Source organism: Arthrobacter sp. BF1, assembly GCF_056680215.1.
Genome location: NZ_CM155271.1, coordinates 2,712,961 through 2,725,991, shown reverse-complemented (window position 1 = coordinate 2,725,991; position 13,031 = coordinate 2,712,961). Strand labels below are relative to the sequence as shown.

Here is a 13,031-nt window from a genome sequence, read left to right as displayed (position 1 = left end):
GCTGTGGAGACCAACCAAGGAATCCTGATGAACGTATTGCACCGAACTGCGCCCCGCCACCGGGCTGAACGCCCGGCAAGCTCACGCCTGGCACCGGCACGCCGTCGCACCGGCCTCATCAGCGGCGTCATGGTCTTTCTCCTTGCTGCGAGCCTGGGCGCCTCGGCCCCGACTGCGTACGCCGATGAGCTCGATGACAAGCGCGCCGCCCTTGAAGCCGAGGCGGCCCGAGTGCAGCAGTCGCTGGAATTCGTGGACTCCCGCATCGCGAAGGCGGCCGGTGACCTGGTGATCTACCAGGGGCAGCTCCCCGGAGCCCAGCAGGCCCTCCTGGAAGCCCAGGGGCGCGTGGCCAGCGCAGTCAAGGAAGTCGAGGCCCTGACCGCAAGGGTTGACCTTGCGCAGCAAAACAAAGCCAAAATTACCCAGCAGCTGGATGCCGATAAGCAGAAGATCGCCGACACCAAAAAGCTCATTGGCCAGATCGCCACCCAGGCCTACAAGTCCGGCGGTGTGCCCTCCAACCTGACCCTGTTGTTCGGTGCCAACAGCGGCGGCAGCCTCACTGAAACCATGGACCTCGCGGACCAGGCCATGCGCAGCCAGAACGCCGCCATGGACAAGCTGTCCCAGCAGAGCGCCACCAACGTGAACTCCCAGGCCAGGCTGGAAGCGGTGGAAGCGGAGATCAAGGACCTCAAGGCCAAGGCGGACGCCGCACTGGAACGGGAAAAGGCTGCCCGCGACGAGGCCGAGGCGAAGAAAACACAGGTCGACCAGCTGATCGCCGACACGACGCGCCTCGACGCCGAGCTGCAGGCAGCCAAGCCAGGCATCCAAAGCCAAATAGCGGCAGTGGAGGCCAGCCAGAATGCCGTGGCCAACGAGATCGCTGAACGCGACCGCAGGCTCCGTGAGGCGTGGGAAGCAGAGCAGCGCCGGGCCGCCGAGGCTGCTGCTGCGGCCGCCGCAGCCAGGGCTGCCGCGCAGGGACAGGCCCCGCCGCCGCAGGTGCCGTACGCTCCGGTGACCGGTTCGCCGTCGGCCTTTGGCTTGCAGCACCCCTTCGCAGGCGGGGTGCCCATCACCTCCGGCTTCGGCTGGCGCTCAACTCCGCCCGGCACCATCGACTTCTATGGCCAGGGCGGCTACGTCCACACCGGCATCGACTTCGGCGCGGCGTGCGGAACCCCTGTCTACGCTGCGGCGGCCGGTGAGGTCTTCTCCTCAGGCTGGAACTCCGCGGACGGCGGCGGCTGGCGGGTGAAGATCTCCCACGGCGTAGTTCAGGGCAATTCCCTGACCACGATCTACTACCACAACAGCAGCATCGTCGTCTCAAACGGCCAGCAGGTATCGCAGGGCCAGCTCATCGCCTACTCAGGCAACACCGGCAACTCCACGGGCTGCCACGCCCACTTTGAAACCTGGCTCAACGGTGCTGCCGTCGACCCGATGCGGCTGCTGTAACGCGCGTCCGCCCCTGCCGTAGACTGGTATGACTCCGCGCCGGACCGGCCGGAGCCAACCAGGATCCAAGAACTGAGGAGTTCCACCGTGCCCAAAGAAAGTGGCCGTAAAGTGGTGGCCACCAACCGCAAGGCCCGGCATGACTACCTCGTGCTGGACACCTACGAGGCCGGCATTGCCCTGATGGGCACCGAGGTGAAATCCCTGCGCGAGGGGCACGCGTCCATGGTGGACGGGTTCTGCACCTTCTACAACGACGAGTTGTGGATGGAGGGTATCCACATCCCCGAGTACAACCAGGGCAGCTGGACCAACCACGCCGCGCGCCGCCGTCGCAAGCTGCTTTTGCACCGCGAGGAGCTCACGAAAATCTCCCACAAGATCAGGGAATCCGGTTTCACCATCGTGCCATTGCAGCTGTACTTTGTAGACGGCCGCGCCAAGGTGGAGATCGGCGTGGCTCGCGGTAAACGCGAATACGATAAGCGCCAGACCTTGCGTGAGCAGCAGGATACGCGCGAAGCGCAGCGCGTGATGCGGGAACGCAACCGCCGGTAAGCAGGACGGATGGAATGATTTCCGGCGCGTGTGCGTTATGATTAAGAGTCCGGCAGGGATGGTGCTCGCACCGCTCGGCCGGTTTGATAACAAAATACGGGGATGATCGGTTTCGACGATGTTAGTCGCGACAGGTGAAGCGGGCCGAGGATGCAGAATTATCTCGTAAACGCTGTCTGCAAAAAAATAATCGCCAATTCAAAACGCGATGACTTTGCTCTTGCTGCCTAAGCAGTAAGACAGTCCGTCAGCCCGAGGTTGCTATTGCCCCGGAACCTGGCGTCATTTAGATAGCCACTGCTGCTTACCCCCGTCATCGGGGTGAGCGGGACTCTTAGATGACTGGGCCCGGATCGGTCAGCTGTTTGCAGCATGACCGGGGCCGAGAAAATCCGACGCAAACTGCGCCCGGAGAAGCCCTGACAACACGACATCGGACGGGGGTTCAATTCCCCCCATCTCCACATTTTGAATGTCGCAAGACATTGCCAAAAGACCCGGACCTTGTGTCCGGGTCTTTTGGCGTTAAGCCTGTCGCCGCGGCCCCTGATTACGTCATGAGCGTCCGACCCAACCTATGCGGTGCCAGAGGTGTTCATCTGCGCGAGTCCGGTGCTGTCGACTTGGTGCATGGGGCCGCGTTAGATCAACGTAGTCGCACAACGTGCCCCGACAAGGAACCCGGAACTCTTCCCCGTCGCATCAAGAGCCTGCCCTCCTCTGAATCTGAGAAGCGAATAGGGTTGCCACGTAAGGCGGCCGACTAGGCCTGGAACCCAGGCCTCAACCGCCTTGTCCTTTGTGTTTTGCACACTACCCGCCCGTCAATAACTCCAGTCACTTTTACTACTTGGTTCCCTCTGGGGGTACTCAGGCTCAGGTTTATCTCCTACGCGCCTCCGCAGTCCCGTTACCTGTCTTTCGATCCATGCAACGTTTTGCGTATCCATTCGGCTTGTTGGGCGATTTTCGCCGTGTCACTCTGATACCAAAGCCGGATCATCCCGCATGGCACCGCAGCCTGGTCCCGCCGCGAAAGCACCAACGCAGCTGATGGGGAATGGAGAGCATCGTGGGGACAACTCCTGATTTGTCAGAGCCAATGTCTGGTTGTCTTAGCGGACTATTCGGGGTGGGGCGCAACAGCGTGCGGCTCGCTGCCGTCGATTTAGACGACTGCAGGATGCGGCGCACTTCGGAAATCCCGCTACGGGATCTCGGAAGCCCCGCCTCCAAACGCCGAATCGTAGAAATCCTTTGGGGCGACCTTGGAGTTGACCGGGACTCAGGAGAATACCGCACCTGCGGAACGGAGCGTTACCACCTGCGGCGTCCTTGCCGCCCAAGGGCAAATCATCGACGAAATCGGTATCGAGGTCCGCCTGGTGTCGCAGGCGTTCGAGCTTATACAGAGTCTGCGATCACTACACGGCGGCGCAACCCGGCGCTGTCACCCATCCGAACAGAACGGAAGTACTCATGACCAGAACCAGATTCGGCTTGCCGCGGGGGCGCGCCAAGCTCGTGCCCGTCGGGTTGGCCGTGGCGGCACTGTCCGCCGCCCTGCTGACGCCAGGAGTGGCGAACGCCGCGGTGGACAACCCTGCGCCCCAGCCGCTCGTGTCCTTCACGTTCGACGACGCACAAGCGAGCGCGATCACGCAGGCGGCGCCCGTACTTCAGAAGTACGGGCTGACCGGCACCAGCTACGTCCCCACCGGCTGCGTCGGCATGACAACCGTGCCGAACACGTGCCGAGCCAACCCTGATGTGCCTTACATGACGTGGGCCCAGATTACGCAGCTGCAGAACACCTACGGCTGGGAGATCGGGTCGCATACGGTCGACCATCAGTGCCTCGTAAGCGTCGGAGGCGACTGCCAGGCAACCAAACTGACGGCGGCCCAGGTTGACGCCGAGCTGGCCAACAGCAAGGCGACGCTGGCTACCAACGGCTTCAATGCGACCGCCTTCGCTGCGCCATACGGCGACTACGACATGTCGACAGTGGCCCAGGTAGCCAAATACTACACTTCGATGCGCGGGTTCGCCGACGTTGGCAACAACATCTGGCCGCTCGGCGATCTCCTGCTGCACAACACTCCAGCCCAAGAGGTGACCACCCCGGTCGCCGCCCTGAAGTTGAAGGTCGACGAGGCGATCACGAACAAGACCTGGGCAGTTTTCACCTTCCACGACATCCGGCCGACGCCAAGCCAGGTCCCGGACGACTACGAGTACGGCACAGCGGAGCTCGACCAGCTGGCCGCGTATGTTAAGACCAAGGTGGATGCCGGCCTCATCAAAAACGTCAACGTCAGCAAAGGCCTCGTGACTGGGACGCCGAACCTGATGCCGAATCCGACGTTCAACAATGGCCTCGGGGACGGTTGGACAACTGATGCTGCGGCGAACATCACGGCCGATGCGGGCAACAACGGCAGCTTCCCGGACTCCACTCGGTCCGTCAAGCTTGTTTCAAATGACGCCGCGCCTACCACCGCGTCGCACCTGTTCTCACCGAAGGTTGCCGTGAAGCCGGCAACAAACTACTTGTTCAAGTCCTTCCTTAACGTGGCGGCGCTCACCACGGGGACGGTCGGGTTCTACGTCGACGAGTACAACTCCGCCGGAACATGGGTCGGCGGAAAGAACTATAAGACGGAGAACTCGAGGTGGGTGGAAGCGATGAACTTCAACTACACACCGAGCTCCACCAATGTGGCCTCGGCGAGCCTGCAGGTTTCGGTGGCCGGAACCGGCGTCACCGCCTATGTCGACAACGTGCAGATGCTTGAGGTCACTGCGGGCACCACCACGCCGCCTACAACTCCGCCAGCTGACGCCACGAGCGCCATCAGTGCGGTGGCGGCAGCCAACCCCGGACTGGGAGCGCCATCGGGCGATATAGTCTGCGGTCTAATCAACGGCGGCTGCTACCGGAACTATGCGGCCGGTGCCGTCATTTGGTCCCCTGCTACCGGGGCACACTACTCCGTTGGTGCCATCCGCCAGGTGTGGGCGGCCACGGGTTTTGAGAGCGGAGGCCTCGGATACCCGACTTCGGATGAAGTTGGTGGACTGGTTAACGGCGGCGTGTACCAGAACTACCAGGGGGGAGCCATTATTTGGTCCCCAGCGACCGGCGCACGATACACCGTTGGTGCCATCCGCCAGGTGTGGGCGGCCACGGGCTTTGAAAGGGGAGGCCTCGGTTACCCGACCACGAACGAAGTTGGTGGGCTCATAAGGGGTGGCGTTTACCAGAATTATCAGGGAGGTGCCATTATTTGGTCACCTGCTACGGGCGCTCACTACACTGTTGGTGCCATCCGCCAGGTGTGGGCGGCCACGGGCTTTGAAAGGGGCGGCCTCGGCTACCCGACCACGAACGAAGTCGGCGGGCTGGTCAACGGCGGCGTCTACCAGAATTATGAGGGAGGTGCCATCATTTGGTCCCCCGCGACCGGTGCACGCTACACTGTCGGGGCCATCCGCCAGGCGTGGGCAGCAACCGGTTTCGAGAGGGGTCGCCTTGGGTACCCGGTCAGCAATGAGTATGTCTCGGGCAGCGGAGTAGCCCAGGACTACCAAGGGGGCCGCATCAACTGGAGCCCTGCCGGTGGCGCAGTTGTCACCTACAAGTAACGCTGAGCGACTAGGCAACCCCGCGGTCAATTAGCAACGGTTGTCACAAGGCACTAATGAACGGCTCCCGGCTTTAGCCCGGGGGCCGTTCATTGCTGTTCACCGACGGCGTAGCCCCCGCGGGACTACCCGCCGCCCCCGCATAGTTGTCGCCAATAGAACCCGGCAGCACCAAAATCCGTTGGCCGGAGTCGACAAAGGCAGCCAGGAGGTGCGCCATGGAACCGGCCCGTGAACCGCATGCAGAAGAGTACGACGACGATGCGCTGGATTCCTATTCGGCCACAGTGATGCGCGTGGCCGAGACAGTCACTCCGCACGTTGCGGCCATCGAGATGACCAGTAACCGAAAGAACGGCCGGTTCCGTGTGGGCGCCGGCTCGGCGGTGCTGTTCACCGAAGACGGTTACCTCCTGACGAATTCGCACGTGGTGGCCGGCACGAACCAGGGCCATGCAGCCTTTGCCGACGGCAGCCGGACCGATCTCGAACTGGTGGGCGTGGACCCATTGTCCGACCTCGCGGTGGTCCGCGGACGGGCCCAGAAAGTCGCCCCTGCACAGTTCGGCGATGCAGAGACGCTGCGGGTGGGCCAGCTGGTCATCGCCGTCGGGAACCCCTTGGGACTTGCAGGCTCAGTTACCGCGGGCGTGGTTAGCGGCCTCGGCCGGGCCATTCCCGTGTGGCAGGGGGGAAACAGGAGAGTCATCGAGGACGTCATCCAGACTGACGCGGCCCTCAACCCAGGAAGCTCCGGCGGGGCGTTGGCCGACTCGCACGGCCGGATCGTGGGCATCAACACCGCAGTGGCCGGCGCCGGGCTGGGCCTGGCCGTACCCATCAACGCCACCACACGGCGGATCATCTCGGCGCTGCTGAAGGACGGCCGCGTCAGGCGGGCCTACCTCGGCGTTGTCAGCACGCCCAGCAGGCTCAGCGCCAGCGCGGTGATCAGGACCGGACAGCGCGACGGACTCCGGATTATGGAAGTGCTGCCCGGATCGCCCGCGGAACGGGCCGGACTGCGGGCTGGTGATTTCATCCTGACAGCCGGAAGCCGCCCCGTCAGCAACGCTGAAAGCCTGCAGAAACTGCTGTTCGCTGACGCAATCGGCGAACCGCTGCCCGTCAGGGTGCTGAGGGACGGCAAAGAACTGGACCTTGTGGCCGTACCGGAAGAGATGGCAGCAAACGGGTAGTTGCTACCGGCGCTTCTTCAGGTGCGCCACGGGATCCTGTGCGCCCTCGAGAGGGCTCTTGGCCTTCTTGTCGGCGCGTTTTTCCTTGATGGTTTTGACCGGCTTCTTGTGCAGCTGCTGGTGAGGTGTTTTGTCCGGCATGGCGTGCTCCTTACGACACGGGACGGGGGCGTCCCACTTCGTAAACTACGCCTGATCGGCGCGGAATGTAATGCCCTGAATCAGGCCGGAGCGGGAACGTCCGCAATGCCCACAAAGCGGGTCCCGACGCCGTCGAATTCGCCCCGGATGAAGCCCTCTTGAAGCCTGGGCACTTCGTTCGGGGCATGGTGCTCGCACACAACATACGTGAATTCCGGCCACCACTTCTTGGGCCTGGCCGCTTCCTCGTAGCCGCAGACGGCGCATTCCAAATGGACCCACACGGGGCGCTTGCCGGTGCGGTTGGCCCGCGACTGGACCAGCCACGCCGGCGGGTTGTCCAGGATTTCGCCCAGCTCCGCCTCGGAGAGGCGTTTGGGAATGCCGTGGCGCTGGGCCATTTCCATCGGTACATCAAGGGCAATTGCCGCGTCGCGTCTGCTAATCATCAGAGTCAACGATACGGGACAGTACCAAACCCGACCCGTTGGCTGAGGAGAGGTGGCGGCGCGCTTACGAGGCGATGGCTATGCCGATTGCCGCCGCAGCAAAGCCTGCGGCCAGGTTGGCGCCCACGTTGAGGGCCGCGGCCCCGAACCGGGACTCACTCAGGAGCCGCACCGTAGCCGTCGTCCACGAACTGAAGGTGGTCAGCCCGCCGGCAAGACCCGTGGCGACGGCGGTCTGCCACTCGGGTGCCAGACCGAGCCTTCCGGTGATACCGATGGAAAGCCCAATGATGAGGCATCCGGTGGCATTGACAACCAGGGTGGCCCACGGCCAGTGCCGCGGCGTGCCGGCGGAACTTTCCGTGCGGTGGCCGGCGCTGCTGCCGCCATGCCGCTGGGTGCGGTGGGCGAACCAACTGTCGACGGCGAAACGCAGCAGGGCGCCCGCCACACCGAATACTCCCACCAGGGCAGCGCCCATCACCGGACTGCCTCCGTCCGGTCCACCAGGAGCCGGCCCGTCCGCCAGCCAGCGGCTGCGGCGCCCACGCCGAGCAGCAGCGACAGTCCCAAATAGATGAGCCACACCGGATGTTCCCCGGCCCGCGCCAGCTGGTCAATCGAGAAGACCACTGCCGAGAAGGTGGTGAAGGATCCAAGCAGCCCAGGGCCCAGGCCGGCGCGGAGCCAGAATGCCGTGTGCGGCCGGGCGATCCACAGCGTGGTGAGGGCAGCCAGGACGAAGCTCCCGGCAACGTTGATGCCCAGCGTGGTCCACGGTACTGCTCCGGCGGCGTCCGGAAATACGAGCCCCAGGCCGTACCGGAGCTCCGTCCCGGCGAGCGCTCCCGCGGCGACGGCCAGCCAGGCACGCCAGTCAGGCATCCCGGCGTGTTTCATTCAGCGGCCGCCGAGGGTGCAGCCTACGTGCGGCTGGTTGGTGTGCACCCAGAGCGCGGCCGTGATTTCGTCGGCGAGATCGTAGTCCCGCGTCCTGCCGGCGTTATGGATCCGCACCACCAGGGCCCCACCGAACGGCTTCCGGCCCATGACCTCCACGTCGGCGTCGAGGTCAATATTCTCTGCCGCAAGATAGCGGAGCAGGTCCGGGTTCTCATCGCTGATTCGGGTGATCCGGCCGGTGTGCCCGGGATCGAGTTCGCCGAGCAGGTGGGCATCGGGCATCAGGACCGCACCGTCCGCCGTCGGGATCGGATCGCCGTGCGGGTCGCGTTGGGGGTCGCCCAATTTGGCTGCCATGCGCTCAATAAAGGTGTCCGACACTGCGTGCTCAAGCAGTTCGGCTTCGTCGTGGACTTCGTCCCAGCTGTAGCCGAGTTCCTGCACAAGGTAGGTCTCAATGAGGCGGTGACGGCGGACCATGGACAGCGCCAGCCGGATGCCGGCGGGCGTCAGGGTGATGGCGCTGTATGGCTTGTGGTCCACCAGGCCCTGGTCTTTAAGCTTGCGGACCATCTCTGAGACCGAGGAGTTGGCCACGCCCAGGCGCTGCGCCAGCTGCGAAGACGTGATGGGCTTGTCCTGCCACTCCGTGAAGCCGTAGATGACCTTGACGTAGTCCTCGATCGAGGAAGAGGGGGCGCTGGTCTTCACGACTTCAAGCCTACCCGGTGGTCCGCGGCCCTCACGCCTTGACGGCCCGCCAGGTGAGGGTCAGATACGGCAGGTTGATGTCCTCGTCGGTGGCGTGTCCAAGGTGCTCGTGGAGGTACCAGTCGAGGTTGGCCAGGACTTTGTTTCGGGTGGCCTCGCCGGCACGCAGGTAATAGCTGCGCGACTTCGTCAGCTCCATGATGTCCGCGGTGCTGAGGCTGTCCTCCCACCGGGTCACGTGGCTTTCCAGGCCCTCGAACTCCGGCCCCACCACCGGCCGGAAGCCCGGCTTGTAGACATCTCCGGCGTGCATGATGCGCGAGAGGCGGTGCACCCAGGGAACGGAGGTGTCCAGCTGGTTCCAGATCACCCCCAGTGTTCCGCCGGGCCGCAGGACCCGCGCGAGTTCGGTGCTGGCCGGCAGCGGATCGCACCAGTGCCACGCCTGGGCAACGCTGACGACGTCGAACGCGGAGTCCGCCAGGCCGGTCGCCTCTGCAGTGCCTTGGGCTGCCGCAACCGTCGGATAGTGGGCACGCAACTGCTTCAGCATGTCAGCGGAAGGGTCAACGGCCGAGACGGCGAGGCCGCGCTCGAGCAGGAGCGCGGCAAATTTGCCGGTGCCGGCGCCCACATCCACGGCATCGCGGGCACCGGCCGGTACCAGCCAGTCGGCAGAGTCGCCGGGGTAGCCGGGGCGTACGCGTTGGTAGTGTTCGCCGCCGTCCTGGAAGCTCTGGCCGAGCTCCAGCCGGCGTCCGTGGTCAAGCCTGGGGCCACCCCGTGCCACGTGCGGCCTCCTTCATCTGTTGTCCATGGGTATCCTTCAAATTCAAACTACCTGATGCCAGTGAACCGTCGGCAGCCGCGCTGGCGGTGTTTACTGGAGGAGTGGGCTTTCCTCCGACGACACGCGCCCAGAGACTCGTCCTTTGGATTTCGATTCTCGCCTCTTTGGTGTCCTTTTTGGACAGCAGCGTCATCAACGTGGCATTGCCTGCCATTTCCCGTGATCTGGGCGGCGGCCTGACCACCCAGCAATGGGTTGTGGACGCCTATCTGATCACTCTGGGGTCACTCATCCTGCTCGCGGGTTCTCTCTCTGACGTACTCGGGCGGATACTCATTCTCCGCACCGGACTGCTGGGTTTCGGGGTGACGTCACTGATGTGCGCGTTCGCCCCCTCCGCTGAAATCCTGATCGTCTCCCGGGCCCTGCAAGGAATTGCCGGGGCTTTGCTCGTGCCCAGTTCGCTGGCGCTCATCACCTCGCACTTTGACGGGCCGGCCAGGGCCAAGGCCATTGGCCAGTGGACCGCCGGCACCACGGTGGCCTTCGTCGCCGGCCCCCTGGTGGGTGGCGTCCTGGTGGATTCTGTCGGCTGGAGGTGGGCGTTTGGCATTAATGTTCTGCCGATTGCGGTGACCTTGTGCCTGCTGGCCGTGCTTCGCGCCTCCGACGTCCGCGAGGCAGGGGTGGGCATTGATTATCCCGGCGCCGTGCTGTGTGTACTCGGGCTGGCCGGACCGGTCTATGCCCTGATCGAACAGGGCACACAGGGTTGGGGAAGCCCTGGCATCCTGTTGCCCCTGATCCTGGGAGTCGTTTGCTTCGCGGCCTTCATCTGGCGGCAGGCAACAGCGAAACAGCCGCTCATGCCGCTGAGTCTCTTCGCTGTCAGGAACTTCGCGGCAGGCAACTTGGCCACCATGTTCATCTATGCCGCGCTCTCCATCGGCGGATTCATCATCGTGCTCTTCCTGCAGCAGGTGGCCGGTTACTCGGCGACACTCGCCGCCCTCGCCCTGTTGCCCGTCAGCCTGCTGAGCATTTGCCTGTCATCGTGGTTCGGTTCACTCGCCGGCCGATACGGCCCGCGCTGGTTCATGGCCCTGGGCCCGGCCGGTGCCGGCCTCGGCTACTTCCTGATGGTGTCGTCGCAAATACCCGTCAATTACTGGAATCAGCTGCTGCCGGGAATCGTCCTCTTCGGGGCGGGGCTCTCGGCAACAGTTGCACCGCTGACCGCGGCGATACTGGGCTCGATCTCTGAGCAGCAGTCCGGCATCGGCTCGGCCGTAAACAACGCGGTTGCCAGGGTAGCGGGTCTGGTTGGCATCGCCTTCGTCGGACTCATCGCCGGGAAGCAGCTTAACCTGGACGGATTCCATCGGGTGCTGATCGCCACCGGCGTCCTCCTGGTCATCGGTGGCGCAGTCTCAGCATTGGGCATCAGAAACCCGGCCCGGATCGTGAAGCCCACAGATAGCGCCACCGCCCAGACCTAGCCGGCGAGGTCAGCCAGCGAGGTCAGTCGTCGAGGCAGGGAGCCGCGCCGGCAGTGCCTGGCGTGTTCGGGGCCCAGTGCGGGTAGGTGCGGGTGTCCTTTGCGGGCACCCAGCGGCCTGAATCAACCACGTAGTCCCAGCCGAGGCCCGTGCGGCGCAGCTGTTCGAGGCCGGTGAGCAGCCGTTCGGCGTCCTCCAGCCGGGAACCCACCCCGAAGCTGGCCCGCAGCGAACCGGAAGGGAGGCCGAGGCGTTTCAGCAGCGGGTGGGCGCAGAAGCGGCCGTCCCGCAGGCCAACGCCATGTTCTGCCGAAAGATAAGCGGCAACCAGTCCAGCGTCATAACCGGCCACCGAGAAGTTCACTACTCCGATGGTGCCGGTGCCGGGATCGGTGTCGGAGAAGATCTGGTGGACCGTCACGCCGTCGATCTTCTGCAGCCCTGCCACCAGGTAGGACCTGATGGCAGCCTCATGGGCGTGCCAGCGTTCCTGGTCCAATGACGCGATGACCTGGGTGGCGCGGGCCAGCGTGGCTGCACCCAGGACATTGGGGGAGCCGCCCTCGTGGCGGGCCGGGCCGGTGGCCCAGCTGACGCCGTCGAGCTTTGCCTCACGGACGGCGCCGCCGCCCGCCAGGTGCGGGGTGCCGGCGTCGAGCCAGTCCGTGCGCCCCACCAGGACACCGGCGCCGAACGGTGCGTAGAGCTTGTGTCCGGAGAAGGCCAGGTAGTCGACGTCGTCGGTGCTGATATTGATGCGCCGGTGCGGTGCGAGCTGGGCGGCGTCCACCACGATGCGGGCTCCGTACTCGTGGGCCAGCGCGGCGAGGGCGCGGATGGGGAGGATCTCGCCGGTCACGTTGGAGGCTCCGGTGACAGCCAGCAGGCTGACCTGGCCCTGCTGAAGTTCGGCGCGCAGGGCTGCGATGGTTCCGGCGATGGTGGGAGCGGCCACCACGCTGCGGTGCGGCACGCCCTGCCACGGCAGAAGATTGGCGTGGTGCTCGATGTCCAGGTACAGGACGTCGCCGGTGGCCTGGCCGTCCCCGTGCGGCAGGCAACCCGCCAGCAGGTTCAGCGAGTCGGTGGTGTTCCGCGTGAAAATGACGGAGTCATCCGGCCGGCCGCCCACGAAGTCCCGCACAATGTTCCGGGCGTTTTCGTAGACGGACGTGCTGATCTGTGACGCGTAGCCCGCACCGCGGTGGACGCTGGCGTAGTACGGCAGGATCTCATTGAGGTAGGCCGAGACAACGGAGAGGGCGGGGGCCGAAGCGCCGTAGTCGAGGTTGGCGTAGCGGATGTGGCCGCCCTGGATCAGCGGAGCCTGGATTTCAGCGCCGGTGACGGCGGACAGCGGTCGTCCGGCAACGGCAGCAAGTTCGCCGGTAAGTGCTGCGCTGTCTGCGGCGGCGGTGTTCTGAACGACGGGGGAGACGGTGGCAGTTGTCACGGAGACCTCACTTTAAAAGGACCCCCGGTACCGGGAATCCGCGCTTGCCGTGTCCATTGAGGACCGGCCTGGTCGTCACCCGGGGCACCCCACCGCGAATGGAGGGTTGCCGGCCAGCAAACCGGGGTTTAGCGCTGGCACTCGTGACCTGTTAAAGAGAGTAGGACATCTCCGCGGCAGCGGAAAAGCCCGGCGGAATGTTAAGACGTT

The 13,031-nt window shown here is 64.6% G+C and carries 12 protein-coding genes, 1 other RNA gene and 1 riboswitch; of the genes, 6 read left to right on the top strand and 7 right to left on the bottom strand.

The features are described 5' to 3' along the window. Positions 1 to 27: 27 nt before the first annotated feature. The 5 genes from AC1MCD_RS12785 (at position 28) to AC1MCD_RS12765 (ending at position 6,875) form a co-directional block, all read left to right on the top strand. A complete protein-coding gene (locus AC1MCD_RS12785) occupies positions 28 to 1,470 on the top strand; it encodes a peptidoglycan DD-metalloendopeptidase family protein (RefSeq protein WP_498672466.1) in 1,443 nt (480 codons plus the stop codon). 87 nt (positions 1,471 to 1,557) lie between these two features. Continuing rightward, entirely contained in the window at positions 1,558 to 2,028 is a 471-nt protein-coding gene (gene smpB / locus AC1MCD_RS12780; RefSeq protein ID WP_498672464.1) for an SsrA-binding protein SmpB, read from the top strand. Between the two features lie 98 nt (positions 2,029 to 2,126). Continuing rightward, positions 2,127 to 2,495, top strand: a transfer-messenger RNA (tmRNA) gene (gene ssrA / locus AC1MCD_RS12775). A gap of 1,012 nt (positions 2,496 to 3,507) precedes the next feature. Beyond that, positions 3,508 to 5,676, top strand: coding sequence for a polysaccharide deacetylase family protein (locus AC1MCD_RS12770; RefSeq protein WP_498672463.1), 2,169 nt, complete (start codon positions 3,508 to 3,510; stop codon positions 5,674 to 5,676). Between the two features lie 218 nt (positions 5,677 to 5,894). Continuing rightward, positions 5,895 to 6,875: a S1C family serine protease gene (locus AC1MCD_RS12765; protein ID WP_498672461.1), complete on the top strand. Its 981-nt coding sequence runs from the start codon at positions 5,895 to 5,897 to the stop codon at positions 6,873 to 6,875. A 3-nt stretch (positions 6,876 to 6,878) separates the two neighbouring features. On the opposite strand, the gene AC1MCD_RS12760 is transcribed toward AC1MCD_RS12765, so the two are convergent. The 6 genes from AC1MCD_RS12760 to AC1MCD_RS12735 form a co-directional block, all read right to left on the bottom strand. Then, positions 6,879 to 7,016, bottom strand: coding sequence for a hypothetical protein (locus AC1MCD_RS12760; protein WP_498672459.1), 138 nt, complete (start codon positions 7,014 to 7,016; stop codon positions 6,879 to 6,881). Between the two features lie 80 nt (positions 7,017 to 7,096). Continuing rightward, positions 7,097 to 7,465, bottom strand: coding sequence for a hypothetical protein (locus tag AC1MCD_RS12755; RefSeq protein WP_498672458.1), 369 nt, complete (start codon positions 7,463 to 7,465; stop codon positions 7,097 to 7,099). Between the two features lie 64 nt (positions 7,466 to 7,529). Beyond that, positions 7,530 to 7,946 (bottom strand): fluoride efflux transporter FluC, encoded by a 417-nt coding sequence (locus AC1MCD_RS12750; RefSeq protein ID WP_498678327.1) that lies wholly within the window; start codon positions 7,944 to 7,946, stop codon positions 7,530 to 7,532. Next, positions 7,946 to 8,350: a fluoride efflux transporter FluC gene (locus AC1MCD_RS12745; protein ID WP_498672456.1), complete on the bottom strand. Its 405-nt coding sequence runs from the start codon at positions 8,348 to 8,350 to the stop codon at positions 7,946 to 7,948. The genes AC1MCD_RS12750 and AC1MCD_RS12745 overlap by 1 nt, the downstream gene beginning before the upstream one ends. 15 nt (positions 8,351 to 8,365) lie before the next feature. After that, positions 8,366 to 9,079 (bottom strand): metal-dependent transcriptional regulator, encoded by a 714-nt coding sequence (locus AC1MCD_RS12740; RefSeq protein ID WP_498672455.1) that lies wholly within the window; start codon positions 9,077 to 9,079, stop codon positions 8,366 to 8,368. Between the two features lie 31 nt (positions 9,080 to 9,110). Then, on the bottom strand, positions 9,111 to 9,869 hold the full coding sequence (locus AC1MCD_RS12735) for a class I SAM-dependent methyltransferase (protein ID WP_498672453.1): 759 nt from the start codon (positions 9,867 to 9,869) through the stop codon (positions 9,111 to 9,113). 167 nt (positions 9,870 to 10,036) lie between these two features. Here AC1MCD_RS12735 and AC1MCD_RS12730 point away from each other — a divergent pair, with 167 nt between their 5' ends. Next, complete coding sequence (locus AC1MCD_RS12730; RefSeq protein WP_498672450.1) at positions 10,037 to 11,368, top strand: MFS transporter; 1,332 nt, start codon at positions 10,037 to 10,039, stop codon at positions 11,366 to 11,368. Positions 11,369 to 11,390: 22 nt separating this feature from the next. On the opposite strand, the gene AC1MCD_RS12725 is transcribed toward AC1MCD_RS12730, so the two are convergent. After that, positions 11,391 to 12,821 carry an aminotransferase class V-fold PLP-dependent enzyme gene (locus tag AC1MCD_RS12725; protein ID WP_498672448.1) on the bottom strand — a complete coding sequence of 477 codons (1,431 nt, stop codon included), beginning with the start codon at positions 12,819 to 12,821 and terminating at the stop codon, positions 11,391 to 11,393. Between the two features lie 35 nt (positions 12,822 to 12,856). Then, positions 12,857 to 12,970: riboswitch (SAM riboswitch) on the bottom strand. Between the last annotated feature and the right edge of the window lie 61 nt (positions 12,971 to 13,031).